Source organism: Pseudomonas entomophila (assembly GCF_013523125.1).
Lineage (GTDB): Bacteria > Pseudomonadota > Gammaproteobacteria > Pseudomonadales > Pseudomonadaceae > Aquipseudomonas > Aquipseudomonas entomophila_B.
In genome coordinates this window covers 1-24,654 of the sequence record NZ_JAAMQJ010000012.1, presented here as the reverse complement: position 1 = coordinate 24,654, position 24,654 = coordinate 1, and the positions used below count along the sequence as shown (strand labels likewise).

The 24,654-nt window shown below is 52.5% G+C and carries 17 protein-coding genes and 3 pseudogenes; 8 read left to right on the top strand and 12 right to left on the bottom strand.

The window, feature by feature from the left end; translation table 11 throughout:
- Positions 1–80: 80 nt before the first annotated feature.
- Complete coding sequence (locus G7007_RS08885; protein ID WP_181100918.1) at positions 81–374, bottom strand: hypothetical protein; 294 nt, start codon at positions 372–374, stop codon at positions 81–83.
- Positions 375–1,544: 1,170 nt separating this feature from the next.
- On the opposite strand from G7007_RS08885, the pseudogene G7007_RS08880 reads away from it, so the two are divergent.
- A pseudogene (locus tag G7007_RS08880) lies at positions 1,545–2,189 on the top strand (magnesium chelatase domain-containing protein); the annotation flags it as partial.
- Between the two features lie 41 nt (positions 2,190–2,230).
- Positions 2,231–3,940: a recombinase family protein gene (locus tag G7007_RS08875; RefSeq protein ID WP_181100916.1), complete on the top strand. Its 1,710-nt coding sequence runs from the start codon at positions 2,231–2,233 to the stop codon at positions 3,938–3,940.
- Positions 3,941–4,793: 853 nt separating this feature from the next.
- On the opposite strand, the gene G7007_RS08870 is transcribed toward G7007_RS08875, so the two are convergent.
- The 4 genes from G7007_RS08870 to G7007_RS08855 all read right to left on the bottom strand — a co-directional run bounded on the left by G7007_RS08870 (position 4,794) and on the right by G7007_RS08855 (position 8,407).
- Positions 4,794–5,003, bottom strand: a complete 210-nt coding sequence (locus G7007_RS08870; RefSeq protein WP_181100913.1) for a hypothetical protein — start codon at positions 5,001–5,003, stop codon at positions 4,794–4,796.
- Between the two features lie 45 nt (positions 5,004–5,048).
- On the bottom strand, positions 5,049–5,594 hold the full coding sequence (locus G7007_RS08865) for a recombinase family protein (RefSeq protein ID WP_181101062.1): 546 nt from the start codon (positions 5,592–5,594) through the stop codon (positions 5,049–5,051).
- A gap of 478 nt (positions 5,595–6,072) precedes the next feature.
- Positions 6,073–7,608: a hypothetical protein gene (locus G7007_RS08860; RefSeq protein ID WP_258198521.1), complete on the bottom strand. Its 1,536-nt coding sequence runs from the start codon at positions 7,606–7,608 to the stop codon at positions 6,073–6,075.
- Positions 7,609–7,879: 271 nt separating this feature from the next.
- A complete protein-coding gene (locus G7007_RS08855) occupies positions 7,880–8,407 on the bottom strand; it encodes a hypothetical protein (RefSeq protein WP_181100910.1) in 528 nt (175 codons plus the stop codon).
- A 678-nt stretch (positions 8,408–9,085) separates the two neighbouring features.
- On the opposite strand from G7007_RS08855, the pseudogene G7007_RS08850 reads away from it, so the two are divergent.
- From G7007_RS08850 to G7007_RS08835, 4 genes and pseudogenes are all read left to right on the top strand, one after another.
- Positions 9,086–9,418 (top strand): annotated as a pseudogene (locus G7007_RS08850) (ATP-binding protein); the annotation flags it as partial.
- Between the two features lie 44 nt (positions 9,419–9,462).
- Positions 9,463–11,217: a recombinase family protein gene (locus tag G7007_RS08845; RefSeq protein WP_044269875.1), complete on the top strand. Its 1,755-nt coding sequence runs from the start codon at positions 9,463–9,465 to the stop codon at positions 11,215–11,217.
- 293 nt (positions 11,218–11,510) lie between these two features.
- On the top strand, positions 11,511–11,882 hold the full coding sequence (locus G7007_RS08840) for a plasmid mobilization protein (RefSeq protein WP_044269803.1): 372 nt from the start codon (positions 11,511–11,513) through the stop codon (positions 11,880–11,882).
- Positions 11,879–13,849 carry a relaxase/mobilization nuclease domain-containing protein gene (locus G7007_RS08835; protein WP_181100907.1) on the top strand — a complete coding sequence of 657 codons (1,971 nt, stop codon included), beginning with the start codon at positions 11,879–11,881 and terminating at the stop codon, positions 13,847–13,849. Before G7007_RS08840 ends, G7007_RS08835 begins: the two co-directional genes overlap by 4 nt.
- A gap of 657 nt (positions 13,850–14,506) precedes the next feature.
- Here G7007_RS08835 and G7007_RS08830 read toward each other — a convergent pair.
- Complete coding sequence (locus tag G7007_RS08830) at positions 14,507–16,087, bottom strand: replication endonuclease (protein ID WP_044269811.1); 1,581 nt, start codon at positions 16,085–16,087, stop codon at positions 14,507–14,509.
- A gap of 1,182 nt (positions 16,088–17,269) precedes the next feature.
- Here G7007_RS08830 and G7007_RS08825 point away from each other — a divergent pair.
- Both G7007_RS08825 and G7007_RS08820 read left to right on the top strand, forming a co-directional pair.
- Positions 17,270–17,683 (top strand): sel1 repeat family protein, encoded by a 414-nt coding sequence (locus G7007_RS08825; RefSeq protein ID WP_181100904.1) that lies wholly within the window; start codon positions 17,270–17,272, stop codon positions 17,681–17,683.
- A gap of 78 nt (positions 17,684–17,761) precedes the next feature.
- Positions 17,762–18,301: pseudogene (locus G7007_RS08820) on the top strand (ATP-binding protein); the annotation flags it as partial.
- A gap of 64 nt (positions 18,302–18,365) precedes the next feature.
- Here G7007_RS08820 and G7007_RS08815 read toward each other — a convergent pair.
- From G7007_RS08815 to G7007_RS08790, 6 genes are all read right to left on the bottom strand, one after another.
- Positions 18,366–18,869 (bottom strand): DUF4274 domain-containing protein, encoded by a 504-nt coding sequence (locus G7007_RS08815; protein ID WP_181100902.1) that lies wholly within the window; start codon positions 18,867–18,869, stop codon positions 18,366–18,368.
- A 203-nt stretch (positions 18,870–19,072) separates the two neighbouring features.
- Complete coding sequence (locus G7007_RS08810) at positions 19,073–20,038, bottom strand: 2-hydroxyacid dehydrogenase (RefSeq protein ID WP_181100899.1); 966 nt, start codon at positions 20,036–20,038, stop codon at positions 19,073–19,075.
- A 9-nt stretch (positions 20,039–20,047) separates the two neighbouring features.
- Positions 20,048–21,340: an MFS transporter gene (locus G7007_RS08805; protein ID WP_181100896.1), complete on the bottom strand. Its 1,293-nt coding sequence runs from the start codon at positions 21,338–21,340 to the stop codon at positions 20,048–20,050.
- A 63-nt stretch (positions 21,341–21,403) separates the two neighbouring features.
- Positions 21,404–22,354, bottom strand: coding sequence for a sugar kinase (locus tag G7007_RS08800; RefSeq protein WP_181100894.1), 951 nt, complete (start codon positions 22,352–22,354; stop codon positions 21,404–21,406).
- Positions 22,347–23,126 carry an AP endonuclease gene (locus tag G7007_RS08795; RefSeq protein ID WP_181100891.1) on the bottom strand — a complete coding sequence of 260 codons (780 nt, stop codon included), beginning with the start codon at positions 23,124–23,126 and terminating at the stop codon, positions 22,347–22,349. The genes G7007_RS08800 and G7007_RS08795 overlap by 8 nt, the downstream gene beginning before the upstream one ends.
- Before the next feature lie 70 nt (positions 23,127–23,196).
- Positions 23,197–24,219, bottom strand: a complete 1,023-nt coding sequence (locus G7007_RS08790; protein ID WP_181100888.1) for a LacI family DNA-binding transcriptional regulator — start codon at positions 24,217–24,219, stop codon at positions 23,197–23,199.
- Between the last annotated feature and the right edge of the window lie 435 nt (positions 24,220–24,654).

Here is a 24,654-nt window from a genome sequence, read left to right as displayed (position 1 = left end):
ACCGAGCGTCGAATCGCCGGCCTGTCTTGCTTCTCCAGGCGAGCAGGTCGGTGAACGCTATGGGTCAGCGCCTGGCGCGTTCATCGTCGGCACAACCGCGCAGCGAAGAATGACAGCCAGGCCATCCCCACCAGCAGGGCGATCCTCAGGGCCTCGAACAGCATGGACAGCCAATAGGCACCCGCCGAGCCGTCGAGGGTCAGCACCTTCGTGGGGCTGCCGCGCACGTGGATCACATGGACACCACTGAGTAGGGCATCGACCCACTCATAGATGAACAACGACGCGCACCCACCGGCGATGCATCCCATGAGGATGAAGCCCAGGATGCTGGAAGAGAAAAAGGTCTTCAGAGCGCGTTGTGCGGGTTTCATCCGTTGAGCTCGCCGTCATCAGACGGTCCCTTGTGAGCGGCACCCAGGCCGCGACTCGGCCCGAAGGGCCAACCCTGGTCAGACTATTCGACCCGCCGCATTACCGTCCAATCCGGCAACCTGCGGGGTGCCGGACTGGTCGCGGTTGGGCCCGCAGGACATTCATTCAAGATTGACGATACACCTCGTGTGCCATGCGCGACCCATCGCGGCCGGTCCGGCGCCCCGGCTCAGCGTCCGCCTGCCGCCCGAGCGCCGCGCTGCCGCGCAGAGAACGCGGCAGTGTCCGGAAGCGGCATCGCTGACCGATCTCCGGGGCCGCTTTGCGGCCCATCGCGGCGCAAGCGTCGCTCCCGTAGTCACACCACAGCGCTACAGGCCATCGCGGTCCCGTGTGGGAGCGGCCCCCGTGCCGCGATTGGGCCCGCAGGGCCCATAGGGCCAGGCCTTTCAACGTCTTTGGAAAAAGCACTAGGATAGAGTCATTGTTGCATCCATAGATTCACCGGCATGGTACAGGCAAGCGCAGCCCTCCTGTGTGCGGGCTTGCCCGCGATAGCGTTCGGTCCATCACCGCCTGCATCGCGGGCAAGCCCGCTCCCACAAGCTGCTTGCGCAGCCATGCCTACACCGACGGCTGCAGAGGTCTGGGTGGGAGCTGGCTTGCCAGCGATAGGGCCCTGTCAGGCGCCGCCTGCGTCGCGGGTAAGCCCACACATCAGCCCATGCGGTCAGGCATGTGCCAAGTAGAAAAAGACAGTTGCTCCCACACAGGGGGTTGAACCGCTCTGCCAGACCAGCAATGTGGTCCACATCGTTTCAGGTAAAGACGTTGAAAGGCATGGCCCATAGGGCCTGCAAACCATTCCTCTCACGATCGAGGACACATGTCGCGCTCCATCAGCGTCCGCCTGCCGCCCGAGCGCCGCGCTATCGCACAGAGAACGCGGCAGTGCCCGGAAGCGGCATCGCTGATCGATCTCTGGGGCCGCTTTGCGGCCCATCGCGGCACGGGGGCCGCTCCACCCGTGGTCATACCCCAGTGAAAGGTCATCGCGGTCCCCGCCGGCAAAATCCAGTCGCACTCTCCCCCACCTCCCTTCCATCACCCTCGCTATCCTTTCTCCAGCCGCAGGACGCGGCCTCAGCCCCAGCGAACACGGAGTGTCCATGTCCCTCGCCCTCGTCCACAGTCGCGCCCAGGTCGGCGTGACCGCGCCCCACGTCAGCGTCGAAACCCACCTCGCCAACGGCTTGCCCGCGCTCACCCTGGTCGGCTTGCCCGAAACGACGGTCAAGGAGAGCAAGGACCGGGTGCGCAGCGCCATCGTCAACTCCGGCCTGGACTACCCCGCTCGGCGCATCACCCAAAGCCTGGCGCCTGCCGATCTGCCCAAGGACGGCGGGCGCTACGACCTGGCCATCGCCCTGGGCATCCTGGCCGCCAACGGCCAGGTGCCGGTGGCGACCTTGAACGACTTCGAATGCCTGGGCGAACTGGCCCTGTCCGGGGCGCTGCGGCCGGTGCAGGGCGTGCTGCCTGCTGCGCTGGCCGCGCGTGAAGCCGGGCGCGCGCTGGTGGTGCCCCGCGAGAATGCCGAGGAAGCCAGCCTGGCCAGTGGCCTGGTGGTGTATGCAGTGGGGCACCTGCAAGAGCTGGTCGCGCACCTGAACGGGCAACTGCCGCTGCCGCCCTATGCCGCCAACGGCCTGCTGCTGGAAAGCCGGCCCTACCCCGACCTCAGCGAAGTACAAGGCCAGCTGGCAGCCAAGCGTGCGCTGCTGGTCGCAGCGGCTGGCGCTCACAACCTGCTTACGTTGTGACAAAATACACCAACACATCTAGGACCAGACTGATGAAGCCGAAAGCGTACAGTTACATCCGTTTCAGTAGCCCCGAGCAGGCGAAGGGCGATAGCTACAGGCGGCAGCGCGTAGAAGCAGAAGACTACTGTGCAGCCGAGGGCATAGACCTTGCCAAAGAGAAAGAGTACCTCTTCTTCGATCACGGCAAGTCCGCATACACGAAAGAACACGTCGGAGACAAAGGGCAGCTCAGACGATTTATCGACCTTGTCGATAGCGGAGACATCAAGCCGGGGTCCTACTTGCTAGTCGAATCACTGGACCGCCTAAGCCGTGACAAGGTGATGGCGGCTTTGAGCCAGTTCACCGATCTGCTACGCAAAGGTATCAAGATTGTTACGCTATCTGACAGGCGAATTTACTCAGAAGATTCGCCCAGCATCGCCATGGAGCTAATCGTTAGCATTACGGTAATGATGCGAGCACATGAAGAGAGCGCCACCAAGGGTAAGCGGGTGGCCGCTGCTTGGAAGAACAAGCGGACGCTTGCACGCGGCGGCACGAAGGTGCCCCTGGGTGCAGCCTGCCCGTACTGGTTAAAGCTGGTGGAAGGCGCCTACCAGCCGGTGCCAGAGCGTGTAGAAGTAGTCCGCCGCGTATTCGATATGACGATCCAGGGGTATGGTCAAGCGATGATTTCCAGGCGCCTGAACCAAGACAACGTGCCTGTGTTCGGTAGTACGCGGTCAACGAAGGAAAAGCCAAGGAACAAGAGTGGCCTGTGGGGCACTAGCTCCATACAGAAGATATTAAACAATCGTGCGTTGCTGGGCGAATACCAACCAACGCACCTTGTAGCTGGTGTGCGAGAGAATGACGGCGAGCCGGTGGAAGGCTTCTACCCGGAAATCATCACCCCAGATGTATTCCTGCAAGCCAAGGCCGCACGGGCACAGCGGAAGACGACAAGGACTACGAAGCAATCGAAGAACTTTAACGTCTGGCAGGGCCTAGCCAAGTGCCGCCTGTGCGGTGATGCCATGCACTTGATTAACAAAGGACGCCCGCCAAAGGGATACACGTACTTACAGTGCTATTCAGCCAAGAAGGGCAAATGTCGTAATGGCAGCATCCGGATCGAACAGACTGAAACCGTGTTCAGGGAAATTCTGGCTAGCGTAGACAGCATGTCGCTGGTGAGCGGTCGAAGTACAGAGGTTCGTAAAAGCCTGGAGGTGGTAGAGGGCAGACTTGCACTTATAGGCGGCAAGCTTGAGCAAGCAACCGAGGCACAAACAGTCTTCCCTTCGCTCGCTGGTGGCAAGTTGCTCCGCGACATTGAACAGGAACACGCCCAGTACTTGGCAGAGCGCGAGGAACTCAAACAACAGCTTGCGTCGCACCGCGTCATCAGCAAGGACGACTTCTTCAAGCAAATTGACCTTGTGACCTACGAACGTAGGGCTGCGGCTAACAGCCTGTTGAAACGTCTGGACTTGCAGATTCTGTTCAAGCGTCACAACCCGAACCACTTCCAATGCTGGGTGCTGGACAAGTCCGATGAGGCGATCACGGACGAAGTTCAACAAACACTATTCAGCGTTCTCTACAATAACAAAGAGGCGACTACACAGGCCCTTGATCCCGATATCTACGACAGGCACATCGAACAGGGGCTAGTCACTGCCGAAGTCGCCATACGCGAACAGGAAGAAGACGGTCTCGGCTGGCAGTGGTTTAGAGGTAGGTTGGGAAACTGAGGATTTCGAAACGGAATTTTCGATCAGAACCATGTCCGCTGAGAACCACACCACTAGATTCGGCGATAGAAAAAATCGCCGACCAATGGCGATGTCGTTGTAAGACGCGGGCTACAAGGGATACGCCCCCCTACGCACAAAATACCCACACGTTATCCACAGATGCGTCGTCTTGCATTAGGCCTGCTATCGCTCTATCTTCAGCCCTAGAAACGTGACGCTCTAGCAACTAGAGCTGTAGAGGAAATCCAGCGGGTCAAGCACGCGCCGTAGCCAAACTTTACGTGCCATACCCGCCCTCCCACTACACACGTTTCTGACAACGCACGATTCTGGGCCGGTGCGCATTAAGCCAATTCGAGGTTGCCACGTCAATACACACAACGTGTAGGCGTTGCCGCTCGCCCGGAAGATTGCTAGACAATAGATCCTCAGAAGGGCCTAATCGCTATGCGCAGACGCCACCCTCGCCGCTTGTCGGCACCACGCATCAAGAATGTGTTTGTTCACTCCTACCCGCGTTACCGATTCGGGAGATGGGAGCAAGTACGCCAGCACTATCGCAGCTTGCCACAGCAATTGGCATTCGATTTCTAACCTTCCTTAGCCTCCCGCCATTAACGCTGGCGGGACCCCACCACAGGGTTGCCCCCTAGATTTTCAAGCGCGACTTTCGCCCTTTGTATATGGCATTTGCGGATTCAGGGGCGAAATATGCAGCGGGGCACTGGGCAACCGGCCAGAATCAGCTAAGTGTGGGCCGGTGCTTAACGCCCCTTGCTCTGGCTTCGGCCACCGCATGCTGAAATGCAGAAATATGCCGGACAAAGCAAAACCTCGCCAATGGCGGGGCCTATGTCCGAAGTTGCTCTATCACCGAGGCTATGACCTCTGCGTTAGTGTCCAACATCTGGAGCGTCACCATTACGTCCTCAAAGGTGTTCTCTGAGCCTCTGGCCCTCAACCATAGGGCTATCTCTTCAGTACTCGCCCGTATAGCCTGCTGGTTCATATGCAGGGCCTCAAGGGCGTCTGCTATAGAAGCGGCCTTATCATCGTCCATACACCTCGCCTCCTAATGGCCACCATTGACCTGGGTGAAGCCAGATTATGCACTGGCCTTCATCGCACGCTGTACCGTGCTCAGGCTTACGCCAAGGCTTTCTGCCGCTTTGCGGAATGATAGTCCACCGCATACAGCGGCACGTATGGCTGCGTCATCTATGGTCTTCGTACGGCCCTTATAGACGCCTTTCCCCTTTGCCTTGGCGATACCTTCCCTTTGACGCTCCTTAATCATCGCCCGCTCGAACTGAGCTACGGCCCCCATCATCTGGAGCATAAGCTTCTGGTTCGGGCTGTCTTCGCCTGTGAACTCCAGCTTTTCCTTGTGGAACCAGACATGTATGCCCCGCTGGGTCAAGTCTTCTACCAGCTTGAGCAGGTCCACAAGAGAACGGGCTAGACGGTCGATGGAGTGGACAACGATGGTATCTCCTTCCCGAACGTACTCAAGCATCGCCTGTAGCTGGGGACGATCCGTAGTTGCCGCACTCACCTTCTCGGTGAAGACCTTATCGAGGACGATGCCATCAAGCTGACGCTCTGTGTTCTGGTCAACCGAGCTAACACGAATGTATCCGACCTTTGCCATACCGTTGCCCTCTGTATTCATTTGCCTCTAGATGCAGAGAGTGTGCATGTATTCAATTTTAAAAGCAAGTCTAATGAATACGGAATTCTGGGGGCTTTTGTATTCACCGCCTTGTAGCCGCTAGCGTTTAGCCCAATGGATACGGTCACGCACAAAAAAGCCCGCACAGAGGCGGGCTGATGACGAAGGGTAGTAAATTCTACGCCCTAGAAGAGTTGCCAGGTCGATCCAAGACCCTGTAACGGGGTTCACCTTTACGCCAATGCAGGGAGTCCAGTCACGCTGGCGCCAGAACTCCATGAATCTTGAAAGACAAGGCCGTGTGGCGGGGTTTGCTTAGTACCTGTAGCGTAGCCCCCCGGAATTAGGGGCTTAGCTAGGCGCGGGGATAAGCCAGCACGGATATTGACGCACGACAGAATTGGATAGAGATAGGTTCTGAAACCAGTAAACGCTAATGGTGGAGACTGCCTAGCTTCTAAGCGACCAGCGGGAATGGCTCCGCTGCCATTGATGGGAACTCAAGGTGGGCCGGGTAGCCCTTGAACCCCCACCGATTGTAATGACGCCCACGATGGAAGCGACTAAACCGTGGCTGCGCCAAATAGGCTCGACGCCCATTCCCGATAGCTGTATGCAGGCAATCGAGCAGACCAGTGCGGGCGGCTTCAACCTGCTGGGGGGTACACAGATCCAGTGCAAGTAGTGGACGCCATACTAGCTCAGCATTTGCGGACAGAGCAGCGATGTAAGCAGGCCACGCCCCCATTTGCTTAAACCGCTGTTCATCAGGTACAAGCACCGTTGGCGCCAGCGTGGTCACATCAAGCCGCTTGAGCAGGCGAGCACGTAGTAAACCCTTGGGGATGTCTGCACCCGATAGCGCATGGTAACAGTGCTCGGTGATGCTCTGGATCAGCAATTGGTGGTCTGCATCTACTAGCTGTCGGCTGGGCTTACCCCACGGCTGCTGCCAGTTCACATAGGCGAGCGGCTGCCATTCAAACCCCTTTTGCGGCAGAAAGGCTTTGTGACCACCATCTACGGGGCATTCTTGCTGGGCGATATAGACACCAAGCACCCGCACCAGACCCAGCATAAAGGTGCAGTTGTCCCGGTGACGCTGTGATGGTGATACCGCTGCCATCCGTTCAAGCTCATCCGCATATACGCACAAAGAAGCACGGGTGTGCAGTTCTGGCTTAAACTTGGTGAACAAATCTTTGCCCCGCTGGTGGGCGTCCATAAGCTCTAGCTGCTCTAGCGGTAGTTGCTCAAGCTGGCCAAGTGTATAGCGGTCTTCCAGTTCCTGTACCGCTTTGCCCTTCTGCTGCCGGTTATAGATTTGCCGGGCCAAGGTGTGCAATGTATCCAGCTCCAAAGCAGCGGATTGGGCCAGATACTCGATGAACTCTGTGCCCAGCAGGGTGCGTACCTTCTTTGCTACCTGCTGCTTAGTGTCGCCCACGGCTACTTGCCAATTCTTTTGCAGCTTGTGAGCTGGGATGCTCAGCCCCGCATCTGATGATACGAACTTGTTACCGGCTTGCTGATTAGGCAGCCACAGGCCGATGAACAGATTAAGCGGGTGCAGTGCTCCCACTGAGCCATCTACGCCTATACGGGCTTGGATGTGGCAGCGGTGATACACAGACTTCTGTTCATCTGGGTTGAAGCCATAGCACTTGTAGTAGCGGTTATGAAACTGCTCAAGCTCGAATAGCGATGTGGTGGTGTGGCCCATCATGATGCAGACCGTGTTGGCCTTGACACACTCTCTGATTACCCACTGCCCGAAACTGCTCTTACAGAAACGAGTGAACTGGTCCTCTATGCGTGTTTGCCGCTTTGTGGCCTTACCTGCTTGTCTTGACTTGGCCTTTCTACAGCTATCCTTACAGAATCGCTTGGACTTGTCCGCCTGCTCTCGGCGACCAGCGTATGGACTGTTGCAGGTGGAGCAGATGTAACTGTAGTTACGGGTATTGTTCTTCTTGGTCTTGCTTGGTGACATTCGTTCCACTCTCTAGGGAATCAAGCCGCATGGCAGCTTCTTCAATCAATTGTTCTACCACTCGGGTAGGGTTAATGGCGCCTGTGTGCTTCATCAAGCGAAGCAACTTCGCTTGGTGCTCAGGCCGGTATAAGGAGATTCGCATGTAGGTTCCTACTGGAATTGTGCATAGCGATTGGGCTGGAGCCCTTGTGCCATGCGGGGTTCAGCGATCAAGGCGGACAAAATCTATACTACTTGCTGCCTTTAAGAGCTTGCCTAAGGGGGCTTGTTAGGCCGCCTCGACAGGCTCAGCGTAAGCCCGACGAAGATCGGCCAGAGCAGCTTCCTCGTCTTCTTGCAGTGCTGCCAATGCTGCTGCTAGACCGGCCGCTGCCTTTGCCTCTTCTTTGCGCCGTTTGATTGAAAGGGTGATCTCAACTTGGCGATGAGTTTCGGCAACATTACGCTCGTATCGGCTTCTCTCGTAGTCAGCTCGAACTTGCTCTGTTAATGTGCGAAGCTCCGACTTAATCACCTTTTCTGGCTTCCGCAGTTGTGCTCTGAAATCAAGCGTGTGGTATTGGGAGCTAATAAGAGTGTAGCCTTTTCGCCACTCTTCTTGAAGTTCAAGCAGGGCGGCATTAATGGGCTTGCTGCGTACCCAGTCGATATTGGCGGCTGGCTCTTTGAAATACAGTCCCTCAGAGTTGCCGTTATATCGTGAGACCTTTTGATCTAACAGCTCGCTGAATTCCTTCTCGTCGTGCTTGAAGAACTCAATGACTTGATCGCCGTAGGTGAATTCACTGATTGTCATTTTAAACTGCTTCCTTTAGTTGTTTGCTGTTTGCCGCTGCTTCTTGGGCAAGGTACTCTTGTTCAAGCTGCGCCTGACTAGTAGTATTGTTCTTCTTCCATGTACGCGACTGGCAAGTCGACGAGCAGAAGCGTGTCAATGTAGAGCGGGAGTAGTGGATTCGACCACAACCCTCACAGGTGTTACGTCTCAAAGGGCGTTGTGCCATTGTTGTGTCCTTAGTTGGTTACAGCGTATAGCGGACAAAGCGAAGCCATAACTCTGCGTAGAGCTTTGGGGTTAAGCTTGTTCGTAGTTGTGATACACCTTCGCGATGAGGTGTGAGTGCCCTATTGCGGGGCAAGTCTATAATTAGGTGGCCAGTTGCGTGCTCTTCTTGCTGAAGCGCACTTAACCACTCGGTACAACTATTGCGACCTAATGCAACTGGTCTCGATCCGGCGTGTCCTGAGTCGAGAACAGGCAAGAGAACACGTCGACACGGCCCTTCTGTTCCGGTCGTCGTATTAGCAAGCGGGGATATAGGTGTTGCAAGGAAGGGCAGGGGGAATTTCCCACTGAGATCAACAGGTTAGCACGGAATCCACTTTCTGTCAAGCATAATTCAGTAATTAATGCAAGTATTTTCCAATGATGCCAGATGGACGGTCGCAACGCTTTTTCAAAATTGGTGGATTTAGTTACAACCTGCTGTTCACCGGCCCGCCCGGCACGGGCAAGACCCTGTTGGCCAGCCGTTTGCCTGGTTTGCTGCCGCCGCTGGACGAACACGAGGCGCTCGAGGTGGCGGCCATCCAGTCGGTCAGCGGCCGCACGCCCCTGAACCACTGGCCGCAACGGCCCTTCCGGCACCCGCACCACTCTGCCTCCGGGCCGGCGCTGGTGGGTGGCGGCAGTCGGCCACGCCCCGGCGAGATCACCCTGGCCCACCACGGCGTGCTGTTTCTGGACGAGCTGCCGGAGTTCGAACGCCGTGTACTGGAAGTGCTGCGCGAGCCGTTGGAGACTGGCAGGTGGTATTCTCACACTTTTCCAAACGTCACAGGAAGCCCGGAATGCCTACTGCCTACGCTTATATCCGCTACTCGTCTAAGGCCCAAGGTGAAGCCGGTAGGGACTCCGTAGACCGTCAAATGGCCTCAATCCAAGCCATTACAAAGCAACAAGGTATTAAGTTGCCGCCCGAGAATATCTACTCGGATACGGGCATATCTGCACACGACGGAAGCAACAAGAGAAAAGGAAAACTAAAAGAACTCATTGATATGATTAGTGATATGCATATCAAGGAAGGCGACTACATATTCGTTGAAAGTATCGACCGCCTTAGTCGCCAAAGACTTCTACAAGCAAAAGAACTGGTCAATGGCATCCTTGAAAAAGGTGTTATTTTAATAACGACTATTGATGGTCAACGATATGAAAAACCAAACGAAACAAACCGTATTGATGACCTACAACAAGATATTCTTTTAAGTGTTATCGCAAAGCGAGCATACGAAGAAAGTAAGACGAAATCAGTTCGTAGAAAATCCGCATGGAATAGAGCCAAGAAGTTAGCCGAAGAAGAAAAAGTCATTTTTAACGCCCATAATCCACCATATGGAATTCGATATAATACAGAGCTTAACTGCTTTGAAATCGAGGAAGAAGAAGCTCAGGAAATAAGAGATTTCTTTGAGAGCTTGAAATATGTTGGCGTGTCATTATCAATTAAAAAGCTCAATGCTTATTCAAAACGAAAATGGTCAAGTAGAAATATAAAGCATCTAATAGATACGAAATACGTTCTCGGTGCTTACATGGCTCAGCGAAGAGACGAAAACAAAAAGAAAGTATTTGAACGATACATTGAAAATTATTATCCGCAAATCGTTTCATATGAACTGTTTAATGAAGCAATAGCGGCAATGAAAAACAGAGCACAAAGAAAAAACTATGGCAACCAAAGTGTTGGAAGTCTGAACATTTTCCGTCACAGCATCAAATGTGATTGCTGTGATGCATCTATGCTTTTTGAAAAACAAACAAACCCCAAGGGCGTCGTTTATCCATATTTTCAATGCTACACACGCAAAGAGTTAAAAAATGGATGTGACCAACCACGCTTCCGTTTTGACTTGGCTTTTGGGTTATTTCTTGAACTCATATATCAATCCACGACACATGAAGACTTCGACGTTCATCCGTGGCAAAACGAAATCGAAGACACTGGAATTCAATATGAATGGATAACTCGCGAAAGCGGTATGAAGTATCGCCTTCCAACACAGGAAGATATTGACGAGGAAGAACGAACAGAAAACTTTAAAGAGTTACTAATCAAGCTCCTGTCAAACAGAGAAACCCAAACCAAAGACAACAAGAAAATTGTTGAACTGAACAACCTTTTGCTTGAACAAAAAAGTTACAGAGACAACCTAATGAAATCTTTTGCTGGCTTCACCAGCGGCGTTATCCCAAAAGAATTCTTAGAGGTAGTTAGCAAAACAGAAGCAAATATCAACGACATTGAACAAAACCTTGCAGAACTACAAACACAAATAAACATCAAGAAAACCACTATAAACATTTACTCGGAAAACGACATAATTGATTTGTATAAAACAGAAGATGGCCGCTTAAAAATAAATCAATTCTTTGTTGCTAATGACATCACTTTTAAATTCAACTTCGACAAAACAACAAGAACTTTGTTTGCTAAGATTTTCCAGAATGGCTTTGAAATTGACCGCATAGCAAAACAGTTCAGCCTACATAATCCACTTAAAGAGTTTGGCATCAATAATCTCAACGAATACTTTAATTGACGCCATCATAATCAAAGTAGGCTGCCTAAGTAGGTGGCCTTTTTTATGTCTGCTATACGTTACTATACGCTGCTACACACAACTAGCACGCCACCTACTCATTCTTGAACACTATACAAACTTGAAAACATTTTAATATATGGTAACTTGATATTAGTAGTTTGAATTCTTTATATGCGAGCAATGTAAATGTATAGCACCTCACTTCGTTCGTTGCTTACATTTACGCTCGATTTTTCGCACTACGTTTGAAAAATTAAAATCAAAAACAAATCAACAACCATGAGGAATGTATGAGTGATAATAAAAAACCAAGACAAATGAATGTAAGAATATCCGAAAGTGATTACATCAAAATTGAACACCAAAGAGAACTGATAAATAAAAGCCAGTCCGGCTTTATTTCTCACGTCGTCAATAATGGCATCAATGAAATTATTGAAATCACCAATCCTGAGCTTAGACAAGACATTGATAGAATTGAAAAGCTACTAGGACAATATGGCAACAACCTAAATCAAATAGCCAAATACCTTAACGCAAAAGAAGAACCACCTCTTGATATTCTGCAAGCAATAACTGCTCTCGACAAAAACATAAATATACTTACCACGAAATTGAACAAAATGAAAAAGGAGAAGTTAACCATAGTAGGTAAGTCATGATACGCAAAAAACTCAGCACTCAAAAATCAAAATCAGCCATTTACAAAACGGCCAAGTATTTCAACAAAGAAGATGGGTGCGTATTATTCGAGTCCAACATGCACACGCCTTTGAATGCTTCAAAGAAAGATATTGCGAAAGCAATATCACAATCAATTGAAAGCGATATTACTGACAGCAAGAAAGGTAGAAAGCAATCAGTTAGAACCCAGCACGATGTTGTTAGCTTTCATACGAATGACAATGTTACACCAGAGCAAGCCCGAGATATTGCAAAAGAACTTTATGAGGCCACGCATAAACTTTCAAACAGAAAGTATTCGTTAGGCGTTCACATTGATACAGATGAGGTTCATGTTCATATTGTATGGGCAATAAAAGACTTTGATGGTAAATGCTACAACGTCAGCAATGACTATCGCAAGATAGAAAGAGAGTGCGAACATCTAGAAAAGAAACACAACTTGATTGCTCCCAAAAACAGAATATCAAGAGACATTGATACCTTGAACAATAATTCAAAATACAAAGACAAAACAGCGGAGCAAAAGAGAGACTTAATAAATAAAAAATACGCCGACAAAAAACCATCATCGAATGAACGCATGCTTGAAATACGTGGGATTATTTCTAATAAAGAAGAAATGAAGACTGACTTAAAAGTTTTCCTGCAACAGTCGAGCTCTCCGAGTGACTTCATAAACAAAATCACAGATAACGGATACAACGTTATCTATAATGGGAGAACTTCCTTTGCCATTCAACATGAAGACCAGATATTCAAAGCATCCGAGCTTGGCCTATCTTACAAAACACTTAAAGCAAAACTAGGTGATGACACTGGCTTTGAGCAGACTTTGAAAAATAAGCACAACGTTAAGAAATACGAAGATTGTTCTATTGTTTCCGATGAAGCAGAACCCGACTACATGAAAAAGATTAAGCCGAACTCAGTGCTTGCCACCAAGTTCAAGTTTATTCAGCATAGTGACAAGGTTGAATATTTCTATAATTCAGCCAGCAGCAAGAAATCATTCGAGTATTACAAAGACCCGTCAAAAGTTTCATTCCATGATTTATCAAGACAGTCAGCAAAGGCTGGCATTCAAAGGCTTGTTGCTGACGCCAAACCACCACAATCATTCACAGTGAATGGCCCTAATTTCTTTAAGAAAAATATATGGCTTGAATTTCAGTTAATGGGATTGGAAGCCAAAGGGTTCAAGCTTGAAGGTTACAAACCTACACCAGCAGATTTAGACGAATTGAAGAAAATTCAGGAGCAATATGCTTCGATGAATAAGAAGCCAGAACCAAAACCACAACCAGCACCAAAATTCCCAACGGTGGCCGTAGAAGCACCTAAGCCAGTTGAGCCTGTCATTGCTCCACCCGTCATACCTACACCTGTTCAAACCACACCAGAGAAGCCAGCAGAACCTACAAAGCAGGTTGAACAAGAACAGGTTGCAGCCAACAATGACGACTTGATAGATGAGTTGATGAGAGAGTTTGAAACACCCAACCATATACCAGACGCACAAGCTCCTAGGGAAGCCATAGAACCATCAAAATCAGTCGAGCCTGTCGTAGATGACCTTTACACATCGATGGCACCAGAGCCGCTTCCAGAGCCTGAAAATCACAAGATTGAAGGTGTCTATTCAACATACTCTAATGATGAACTTGTTGAAGCGTTTGGAGGTATACAGAAAAAGCTTGATAAAACACTATTTACTGGAAACAGTAAAAGCGACATTGCGGGCCATAGATACATGGACAAACAAAATCTTATCTATGAGAGAAAAGGTGAAATTAAACGCCAATATAATTTAAGACAGGATTTTTATAAGATGTTTGATGAAATTAGTGAAAGAGACCCAACGGCAGCAAAACAGCTTGAACAAGCTTTTAAAGCACATATGGCAAACAAAAGAGCGGTAGCGTTTGACTTAAAACCACAGTAAAAAAAATAGCCCTATCAGGGCTTTTATTTGTCTTGGGCTTGAAAGTTCCTAATCCCCACTTGTAGCGTTACATCTTTATTGAACCCGTTAACACGGCTTACATTCAAATACTCTTTCATGCAGTCATTTAAAAAACGAGACAAGGGAAACTTGTGTTCTTTTGCGACCAATTTGAATTGATTGAGTATTTCAGCGTTCAGTACAACTGTACAAGGCTTTAAGCTTGATTTTGTCTTTTTCATGGTGCCCCTTTTTATTTATATATATTTATTAGAGCACAAATTAAAGTATAGTCAAATAAATACATATTTTTGATGACAAAATTCGGGCACGAAAAAACCAGCATTAGCTGGCTGATAGTCTATCCGACCGATTACATCTTCAAGCAGTTATCCCAATACTCATACGGAACCTTACTTTGGTCTACTAACGCTTTGAACTCGCCATCCACGGTATCATAAAATAAATCGCATTCACTATTGTTGTGTATGTTTCTAATGTTTTCATACATACCATCGATGCCCAATTTTTTAATGAATTTTAAAACTTCTTTTTTTCCGCTAGCCACTCTTATTAATTTCATATTGATTATCCTCCCATGTCCTAGCTTCAATATAACATGGCATTCTAGCAAATCAATAGATAAGTATGTATTTATTAGATGACCGCACTATCAAGCGATGATGCATCGATAATCTTGCAAGTGGATTTAATATCAATCACTTCGTTCGTTTCCAAATCAATTATGTATTTACCTATTAGGCTTTTGCCAAATACATCGCCCAGCAAATCATTTTTCATAATTTGAATTTCATTAAAAACCCTCCTTATTTTAAGCTTTCCATTAACAAACATAGAGAAGCCTATAAAGTCGTTTCTTTCAACAAACATGAACGCCTTATCAAGAGCTTCATTTTTTCCTTTCAAGAATGATTTTCTTTTAAGTTCTCGCCATAATGAAAGCGTATTTTTAACTCCGAACATTGCGTATCGACGAACAGACCATAAAGCTTGAACAGCCCTCACTTTTTTATGATTTGAGATTTCTAGCTTGTCAATATTTAACACGCCGTCTTTCAGTTCAAAGTCCATGCTAAATGACTTAGTTAGATACTTCATCACGTATGATGTTGCCTTGCTTTTCTTTGTGTCAATCTCTTCTATTCTTACGGCGTTTTCCGAGTGTCTAAAATGCTTGTTAATCAAGATTACTAGTTCATCATAATGTTTCTTATTAACATACATTAAAGCATGCTTGTGAAAGCACTGGTCTTTGTGTGGCTCGACAGCCCAGAAACCATTCATCTCAATCTTATGTCTATGAATGTCTTTTCTAAAAGCATTCCATAAGCCTTTCAAGTAATCATTGCTATCCTTTGGGGTTGAACCGTCCCAAGAACTGGCACCTTTCGACGGCTTTGGGTGAAATCTTGCCGGAGCGGTGAAAGTGATAAATAGAGGCTTGTAGTCAAGTCGTTTGGCGTAGGTGTCCAACGATGAAACTTGAACATATATCTCAGCAAATCTTTGTTTTTCAGTGCTCACTACTTTTGATAGTGGGATTTTCTTATGGCCTTCATAAACAACGTATTTGCTCAATATATATTCATATTGTTTTTGTTCTGCGGCGTCTCTATCTCGAACAACTTCATCACTACAAATCTCAAATGTTCGACCTGAACCAATCAACCCTGAGTGCAGCTTCATAAGTTCGTTTCTTTGTTTTTGTATTCTTTTTATTTGTGATTTGAGTTTTCTTTCATCGGCAATATTGATGAGCTTGTCTTTTATAGCTGACCCTTTAATATCCTTTATTTTGATACCATAACCAATATCCCAATCATTTTTTATGCGTGAAAAAATACTCTCGCCGGATTCATCGTTTTTAAGGTTTCTCTGCTTTATTATCAGTTGCTCTTGAATTCTCTCGAAAACAAACGCGATATTTTTTACAATTTCGTTCAAGTCGCCATTAAGAACGTATTTATTTTGTATTTTCCAGCATTTATATTCGCCGCAATTGGCAACCCAGTTGAACTTATCCTTAATGCTTTTTATTTCCTTGGCTAATCTTGAACATTTTCTTTTTGATGAGTTATTTAGCTTATTTTCAAAATACTCTTTTGAAGTCATCTTTTTTTCGATGGCTCGCTCAAAAAAATACTGCCTTTCACATTCTGCAAAGAAGAATTCAGGGGTGAGATTTTTAAGGGTTATGCGTTGTGGAATAAATATCATGCAAGCTTTTATTGTTCATTACTAATATAAATAGCATGCCGAGCATGATTGTCAAATAAATACATAGTTTCTAACATCAACATTGAAAAGAGTTGATTTTTTTGAAAATTAAAAACGTCCAAGAAAACCTATAAAATCAGCTTGCGACACTTATTTAAGAGTTATCCAAGAAGAGCAAAATCAAAAGCATCTGAGAATTGCGAACCAAGTTCGCATATAAAAATCAAAAGCATTCTTGGCAATAAAATTCCCAAAAATCAAAACTTATGAAAGTGCCGTTTTTAATTGATTTACTATCTGATGCGTATGCTAATACAGAGAATAAAAAGAAGCCGCTTTTTACCTATTTCTGTTGACGCACGAAAAAAGTGCATTGAGTTTTTTATAGTTTTTTATGTCATTTTTTTGAGTTTTCATTTTCTTGGACAGTCGTATTTGGGCTTAAAATCAATGAAAAACCTTGTCAATAGAAAACCAAAAATAAATTCAGGGTCTGACCTTAAACATCGAATAGAGGTCAACCATATTCTTTAATATTTCACGAATATGAATTGACCATCCACTGCATTCATCTGGTCATTTTGAACGCCTGAACAAGTTCAACCGTTCAAAACGCCCCCCATTAACCGTTAGGCTTTGCTTTTGAAAAAACCTTCTTGAAAATATAAATTAATAACCAAGCAGATATAGAAATCAAGAATATGAATATGAACGGCACCATACGTTGCACCTGACTGGAGTCATAGGTCCCATTCATAGATGAGTTAACGGCAAGAGCCAAGTTTATTAAAATGACTAAAAACGACCCATACGTCAAAAACTTTAATGTCTTCATTTTTCACTCTCTGCTAGTCGATTTTTCGGAAGGCGAACAAAAATAGGCGAGAAGCCCAGATACTAAAATCACTGGCCCCAATATATAAGTTACTTGGACGCCAATATAAGAGACGGTGCACCATATTAAAATATAAAGTGCCAATGCCCCTAAGCATATTACTAACGATTTTTCATATATCCATTTTTTCATCATAGCAAGTCCCTTGTTTTGATGCCAAAACGATAGCATTTTTCATCATCTCAGCATAGAGGTGCGTTGTGCCGGATGTTGTTATGCCATCATTGACCGAGTAAAATAGTCGTGAGTAACAACATCGCCTAAGCTTTAATATGGAGGTTTGAAGTATGAATTATGGTGTTATACGTGAGTTAAATGATATTCAAAGAATATTTGAAGAATGCGGCCCAGAGAAGGCTGGTGAAATTATACGGAAGCAAGCTCTTGATGGTAATTTACTATGTCAGGTTTTCCTGTCAGGAGCTGGCCTTCAAATCTCCGAGGAAATGCGAAGCGACAGCATCAAAAATGATATTGAAGTTTTCACAAAAATGGCTGCGGAAAATGGAGACGTCGGCTCTCAATTCAACTTGGCACTTTTTTATATCAAGAGAGTTAACCTTACACAGGAATACTTCTCTGATAAAGATGTCCAAAATTTGAGAGAGGCAAAGCGGTGGCATTATCAAGCTGCCTCCCAAGGTTTCTCTCCCTCTATTAAGTCGATTAAGAATCTTAAATCCATCTTTGACCTGATTTAAGGGTAGCCCTTAAAAGGTGCCCAAGCTCGCTTGGTGCCTTTTGGGGCTGCTGGTTTCTATGTGTGAGATTCACCCCTACCATTCGAGTCGGGTGAAATCGTGATCGCCCGGGCCAAGGACAAGGTGCGCTTCCCGGCGCGTTTCCAGCTGGTCGCCGCCATGAACCCCTGCCCCTGCGGCTACTTCGGTGACCCTACCGGCCGTTGCCGGTGCAGCCCGGACCAGATCCAGCGCTACCGCAACAAGCTCTCCGGCCCCCTGCTCGACCGCATCGACCTGCACCTGACCGTGGCCCGCGAAGCCACCGTGCTCGACGCCAGCCCCAGTGGTGAAACCAGCGCCAGCGTGGCCCAGCGCGTCGCCGAGGCGCGCGAGGTGCAGCAACGGCGTCAAGGCTGTGCCAATGCGTTTCTCACGCTGGACAAGCTGCGGAGGCATTGCGCGTTGACGGAGGCCGATCAGCGTTGGCTCGAAGGCGCCTGCGAGCGACTGACCTTGTCGCTGCGGGCGGCGCATCGGTTGCTCAAGGTGGCGCGGACGCTGGCCGATCTGGCGCGGGTGGAGGCGATCGGGCGGGCTCATCTGGCGGAGGCGTTGCAGTATCGGCCGGGGAGTTGAATCAAGAGCAGAAAATGCGTTTCTCTTCCCTTCAATGCCCCCTTACCGATGAAGCGAGCGGCTCTCACTCGAACAGGTCATAAATCCGCTGGGCCACGGCGAGCGGCAAGCCTTCCTCGTATTCGGCTTGCACCAGGTCTCGGTCGTAGTACTCAGTGCCGTTGACCACTTGCAGCATCGCGGCAGGCACGGGGCGATTGACGGGTTGATCGGGATAGTCGTTGGGCGTCGAACTTTCGGACTGCATGGGATCGAACCAGAGGCTGCGGCCTTGGTAGAAGCCGTTCTCGACACGTTCTTCGATGAGTCGCAGCAGCGCGAAGGTATCCGGGTCGCTCGCCTGCTCCACGGTCTCATAGGCCACATACCAGGCGGCGCCCAGGTTCCAGTAGATAGTAAGCGCCGTAGCCAGCTCCAGCGAAGGCTGATCCAGCAACCATTTCAGGCCCGGTTGATTGTCGCTGTAGTTGGAGCCGTCAGCGTAGATATGCCACTCCCACGGTGTCGTGCTGGCTAGGTGCTCGTGGAGGATGTGCCAGATCTGTGGGGTAAGGTCGCGGTCTTCCATGGGGATACTCCTAAAGAGGGTGCTTTGCGCAGGATCACGGTAGCGATAGGCAACCGATCGTGGCAATGCACCGCTTCATTTTTGCTCCGGTGAACCCTGAAGGTCAGGCCCCTACAGCGTATGAATGACTCATTGAACGCCGCAGTGGCCTTCACTAGGTCATATCTGGCCTCTTTCCAGATCGCAGAAGCGCGCCTCTCACCTCACCACGCATTGACCCAGTTCCCCGGCACCCTCCCCGCCAGCGCATCCAGCAGATTGTCCACGGCACACCGGGCCATGGCCTCCCGGGTCTCATGGGTCGCCGAACCGATATGCGGCGTCGCCACCACGTTGTCCAGCCCGAGCAAAGGCGAATCGACAGGCAACGGCTCCTGCACGAACACATCCAGTCCCGCTCCGCGAATCCGCCGTGCCTTCAAGGCCTCGACCAGCGCCGCTTCGTCCACGACACGACCACGGGCAATGTTCACCAGGATCGATTCGGGCTTCATCAAGGCCAGCTCCCGCGCACCGATCAAGCCCTCGGTGCTGGCATTCAACGGCACCGTCAGGCACACGTAGTCGGCTTCGGCCAACAGGTCGTCCAGGTCGCGATACTGCGCACCGTACCGGGCATCGACATCCGGCTTGGGCCGCGAACTGTGGTAGAGCACTCGCATGCCGAACCCGGCCGCACCGCGTCGTGCCAGTGCTTCGCCAATACGGCCCATGCCGACGATACCCAGCGTCTTGCCATGCACATCGGTGCCGAAGTGCGACGGCCCCAGGCTCTTGCTCCACTGCCCGTCCCGCACCCATCCGGCCAGCTCCACGACCCGTCGCGCCGTGCCCAGGATCAGGGCGAACCCGGTGTCGGCGGTGGTCTCGGTCAGCACGTCCGGGGTGTTGGTGAGCTTCACGCCACGGCGGGTCAGGTCGGGCACGTCGTAGTTGTCGATGCCCACCGACACGCTGGAGATCACCTCCAGGTCCGGCGCGGCATCGAGCAGCGCGCCGTCCAGGCGTAGGCTGGCGCCGAGCAGGCCGTGCGCGCCCGGCAAGGCATCGCGCAGGCGCGCCAGGCCATCGGGCGCCGTCATGTCGACCCAGGTCACGTCGACCTGTGCCTCCAGGCGTGCGAGCAGGGCGTCGGACAAACGCTTGTACAAGACGATTCGCTTCTTCATCACAGCTTCCTATTGACCCATGGCCAGACGCGGTCCGCCGCGCTTGGCGCGACCGGATATGTGTGGTGTTTTCAGAGCGGCGGTCAGCGCCACGGCCGTCAGCAGAGCACCGGACATGAACAGGTACGAAGCGCCCGGCCCGCCGGTGACGCCATTGAGGTAGCCCACCAGCCACGAACCGCCGAACGACCCCAGGGCGCCCATGCTGTTGATCAACGCCATGGCCCCGCCGGCCACATTGCTGGGCAGGATCTCGGGCACGATGGCGAAGAACGGGCCGTAGGGGGCGTACATGCAGGCGCCGGCGATGACCAGCAGCGCATACGACAGCCAGAAGTGCTCGGTGCCCAGCGCGTAGGACCCGTAGAAGGCCACGGCCGCGATCAGCAAGGGGGGCCAGACGAAACGCTTGCGCTTCTGCAGGCGGTCCGAGGCCCAGGACACGCCGACCATGCCGACCACCGCCGCCAGGTAGGGCACCGAGGCCAGCCAGCCGGCCGTCACGATGTCGACGTTGGCCGCCTGCTTGAGGATCGACGGCAGCCACAGGACGAACCCGTACACCCCGATGCTCCAGCAGAAGTACTGCATCGACAGCACGATGACCTGCGGCGAACGGAAGGCCTCGCGGTAGTTCTTCACCGGTTTGATGCCCTGCTGCTCGGCGGCCAGGGCCTGTTCCAGGCGAGTCTTTTCCGCTTCGCTCAACCAACTCACCTGGGCCGGGCGATCGTCCACCAGGCGCCACCAGATGAAGGCCCACAGCACGGCCGGCAGGCCTTCGATGATGAACATCCAGCGCCAGTCGTAGTGCTTGATGAGGTAACCCGACACGACCGACATCCACAGGATGGTCACGGGGTTGCCCAGCATCAGGAACGTGTTGGCTCGCGAGCGCTCGGCACGGGTGAACCAGTGGCACAGGTAGACCAGCATGGCCGGCATGACCGCGGCTTCCACCACGCCCAGCAGGAAGCGGATGCCGATCAGCAGGTAGACGTTGCTGACCATGCCGGTCAGGGTGGCCAGGCTACCCCAGAGGATGAGGCTGGCGAAGATCAGCTTCTTCACGCTGCGCTTTTCGGCGTAGATGGCGCCGGGCACCTGGAAGAAGAAGTAGCCGAGGAAGAACAGCGCCCCCAGCAGCGACGACAGGGCCGGGGTGATCTTCAGGTCGTCGGCCATGCCCGAGGCGGCGGCGAAGCCATAGTTGGCCCGGTCCAGGTAGGCCAGGCTGTAGGTGATGAACGCGATGGGGATGATGTACCACCAGCGGCGTGGAGCAAGGGTCGTGGACTGCATGAATCGTACTCCTGAGCTTTTTGTTGTTGTCGCAGCAGGGCCGGCGTGCCGGCGATCCGGGTATCAGGCGCTTCTACGCAGAACGTGCGCCTCCAGTTCAGGCCGCGTCGGCAGGCCTTCCATGTCGCCGCGCGACTGCACGGCACGGCTGCCGCACCAGTTGCCGCGGGCCACTGCATCATCGAGGGACAGGCCTTCGAGCAGCGCGCTGACCACACCGACGGCGAAGGCATCGCCGGCACCGACCGTGTCGATCACCGTAGCCACCGGGACCGGCGCGACGACGCCCTGGGACTGGCGGTTGCGGTAGTAGGCGCCTTCGTCGCCCAGCTTGATCACCACCTGCTCCACCCCATGGTCCAGGTAGAACTCGGCGATGTCGGCAGCCTGCTGCTGACCGGTCAGCAATCGGCCCTCTTCGAGACCCGGCAGGACCCAGTGGGCCTTGACGGCGAGCGCGTTGACCTCGCGCACCATGGTTTCGCGATCTGGCCACAGCGACGGGCGCAGGTTCGGGTCGAAGGAGACGCTGCGACCGGCCTCGCGCATGTGCTCCACCAGGGCGTGGGACAGCGCCCGGCAGCTCGGCGACAGCGCCAGTGGAATGCCCGTCGCGTGCACGTGACGGGCGTCGAGCAGGGCCGGCGTGCACTGCGCCGTCGACAGCTTGCTGGCGGCGGAATGGCGCCGGAAGTACTCCACCACCGGGTCGCTGCCGTCGTCGCAACGGCTTTTGAGCTGGAAACCGGTGGCGTGGTCGCGGTCGATCTCGACCTGGCTGCAGTCCAGGCCTTCCTGGCGCAGGCTCGCCAGAATGAAGCGTCCCAGCGCATCGTCGCCCACCCGGCTCAGCCAGCGCACCCGGAAGCCAAGGCGCGCCAGGCCGATGGCCACGTTGCTGTCCGCACCCGCGATCCGTTTGGTGAAGGCTTCGACAGCGGCCAGGTCGCCGGTCTGCTCGGCGACGAACATCGCCATGGTCTCGCCGAAACACAGCACGTCATGCTCAGGCATGGCCCACCTCCTCGACGGCGCCCAAAGCGCGCAGGTGGCGTACCTGGTCACGGGTCACCGTCAGCAGATCATCACCGACCAAGGGGTATTCCACGGCGCGAGGCACGCCCGGCGCGAAGGCGCCGAACAGTGTTTCCCATGCCTTCAGGTCGAACGCCTGGGGCGGCACGGCAGCCAGCCGGCCGGACGCTGCACGCTCCACCGCCTTGCAGTGCACGTAGCGCACCCAGCGACCCAGCAGGCGGGCGGCCTGCAAGGCCGACTCGCCCCGCCATTGCCAGTTGCCGATGTCGAAGGTCATGCCCACCGGCACCGACAGCGCCTGCGCGCGCTGGAAGAACTGCAGCAGCGGCTCGACCCGCCCGCCCTGCTGGGTCTGGTCGTTTTCCACCAGCAGCTGCGGATCGCCCGGCGTGAGCAGGGCCTTGAGCGCAGCGACATCGCAGTGCGCCTGGTAATACCCGAGCGACACCTTCAAGGCGACCGCGCCAAGGGCACGGGCCGCAGCCAGTGTCTCGGGCAGGCGCTCGTCGAGCGTTCCGGTCGGGGTCCAGAGTTCGAGGGGCGAGGAATACAGGCACTCCAGCCGGGCGCTCTCGAGGGCAGCCGTCAGCGCGGCGGCGTCCGGCGGCTGGACGAAGAGTTCTTCGCGCAGCTCGACACGGTCCACCCCGGCGGCGGCCAGCAGGGGCAGGAAGCTGCCTTGTCCCTGCTGTCGGACCAGAGTGGCACCGTAGCTGGACAGGCTGATGGAAACGGGGTTCGGATGCATTGTTCTTGTCCTTGTGAAACCGGTTTCATTTTTGGGTGAACCAGGTCGCGCCGCCAAAGTGAGCGGGCGACTAGTCGTTGAGTTGGGTGGAACCTCGGATGATCAGGTCGGCTTTGAAGTCGAGGCGCCGTGGTGCATGGCCGCTGCCACGCAGGCGTTCGAGCAGGCACTCGAAGGCGGCGGCGCCGATGCGCTCGGTGGGCTGGGCCAAGGCGGTGATGCCTCGCCCGACCAGTGGGTACCAGTTCAGTTCGTCGATGGCGATCAGCCCCACGTCCTCGAACAGGTGGCGGTCCAGGCTGTGCAAGGCCTGGCTGACGGCCAGGGCCGCCACGCCGTTAAAGGCGAAGATTGCCTGGGGGCCGTGTCCACAGCTGGCGACGAAACGGGCGATCGACGCGTGCAGCTGGGCATCGACCTGCAGCAGTTGCCGACGCATGCCGGCACGGGTGTCGATCGAGGCGGTGAAGGCGTCGACCCGCTCCAACCGCGAGCTGGTGCCATCCAGGGGCTCGGTCACGGCCAGAATGTCGCGGTAGCCGCGCGCCTGCAGATGGTCCAGGGCCTGTTCGATGGCGTCGGCATTGTCCAGGCCGACCATGTCCGCGTTCAGGTCGGGCAATTGCCGGTCCACCAGCACCATGGGCACGTCGCGCTGCAAGGTGAGCAGTTCGCCTGGATGATGGCCCAGGGTGTTCACGATCAGCCCTTCGACGTTGTAGGACTGCAAAGCCTTCAGGTGATGCGCTTCCTGCTCGTCGTCGCGCTGGGTGTTGCACAGCACCAGGCTGTAGCCATGCTGGCGGCAGGCGGTTTCCACGCCTTGCATCACGGCTACGGAATAAGGGTTGAGGATGTCGGCGACCAGCATGCCGATCAGCCGTGTCTGGCCGCGCTTGAGCCCGCGGGCCATTTGATTGGGGCGGTAACCCAGGCGTTCGATGACGGCTTCCAGGCGCTCGGCGGTGGCGCTGGCCAGCAGCTGGCGGTCGCCGCCGATGTAGCGCGAGACGGTGGCCTTGGACACGCCTGCCACACGCGCGACTTCGCTGATGGTGACCCGCTCGCGCGAGAAGGAAGGTGCATCGGTCATTGCAGGTCTCTTGTGATTATTGTCTGTGATGCAGAGTGAAACCGGTTTCAATACAGCAAAACCGCAGGCGTTCGTCAATCTACCGTTGGTCTGGTGAGTCAGAGAGAGTGCGGCAGGGTATGGGTTTAGAAGCCTTAACGTACTGATGTGGCAGGCGTTTTTCTGGTTTCTGTCGCCAGGTAAAGCCCCGCCATCCAGACGGAGCAAGCAGCGGGAGACTGGACGTGCTCATGATCTGCAGAGCAGCTGTCGATCCAGGTCGCCTCTGTGTCTGTGAGAGGTGGGCCCTGGCGGGCCCAATCGCGGCACAGGGGCCGCTCCTATGTATGGACTCGCCTACATTGTCTACCCGCTTTTCCTGCTGTTTTGAACAAAGGGACCCGGTTGCATCTATGTATTAGGCCTATTCGAGGAGGCGGTGTTGCCTCTGGCCAG

Bases quoted from the DNA above. Each gene is read 5' to 3' on its own strand.
- G7007_RS08810 (WP_181100899.1), bottom strand. From the start codon at position 20,038: ATGAAGAAGCGAATCGTCTTGTACAAGCGTTTGTCCGACGCCCTGCTC.
- G7007_RS08825 (WP_181100904.1), top strand. From the start codon at position 17,270: ATGAATTATGGTGTTATACGTGAGTTAAATGATATTCAAAGAATATTT.
- G7007_RS08805 (WP_181100896.1), bottom strand. From the start codon at position 21,340: ATGCAGTCCACGACCCTTGCTCCACGCCGCTGGTGGTACATCATCCCC.
- G7007_RS08830 (WP_044269811.1), bottom strand. From the start codon at position 16,087: ATGATATTTATTCCACAACGCATAACCCTTAAAAATCTCACCCCTGAA.
- G7007_RS08815 (WP_181100902.1), bottom strand. From the start codon at position 18,869: ATGGAAGACCGCGACCTTACCCCACAGATCTGGCACATCCTCCACGAG.
- G7007_RS08865 (WP_181101062.1), bottom strand. From the start codon at position 5,594: ATGGCAAAGGTCGGATACATTCGTGTTAGCTCGGTTGACCAGAACACA.
- G7007_RS08790 (WP_181100888.1), bottom strand. From the start codon at position 24,219: ATGACCGATGCACCTTCCTTCTCGCGCGAGCGGGTCACCATCAGCGAA.
- G7007_RS08855 (WP_181100910.1), bottom strand. From the start codon at position 8,407: ATGACAATCAGTGAATTCACCTACGGCGATCAAGTCATTGAGTTCTTC.
- G7007_RS08800 (WP_181100894.1), bottom strand. From the start codon at position 22,354: ATGCCTGAGCATGACGTGCTGTGTTTCGGCGAGACCATGGCGATGTTC.
- G7007_RS08860 (WP_258198521.1), bottom strand. From the start codon at position 7,608: ATGTCACCAAGCAAGACCAAGAAGAACAATACCCGTAACTACAGTTAC.
- G7007_RS08875 (WP_181100916.1), top strand. From the start codon at position 2,231: ATGAAGCCGAAAGCGTACAGTTACATCCGTTTCAGTAGCCCCGAGCAG.
- G7007_RS08845 (WP_044269875.1), top strand. From the start codon at position 9,463: ATGCCTACTGCCTACGCTTATATCCGCTACTCGTCTAAGGCCCAAGGT.
- G7007_RS08885 (WP_181100918.1), bottom strand. From the start codon at position 374: ATGAAACCCGCACAACGCGCTCTGAAGACCTTTTTCTCTTCCAGCATC.
- G7007_RS08870 (WP_181100913.1), bottom strand. From the start codon at position 5,003: ATGGACGATGATAAGGCCGCTTCTATAGCAGACGCCCTTGAGGCCCTG.
- G7007_RS08840 (WP_044269803.1), top strand. From the start codon at position 11,511: ATGAGTGATAATAAAAAACCAAGACAAATGAATGTAAGAATATCCGAA.
- G7007_RS08795 (WP_181100891.1), bottom strand. From the start codon at position 23,126: ATGCATCCGAACCCCGTTTCCATCAGCCTGTCCAGCTACGGTGCCACT.
- G7007_RS08835 (WP_181100907.1), top strand. From the start codon at position 11,879: ATGATACGCAAAAAACTCAGCACTCAAAAATCAAAATCAGCCATTTAC.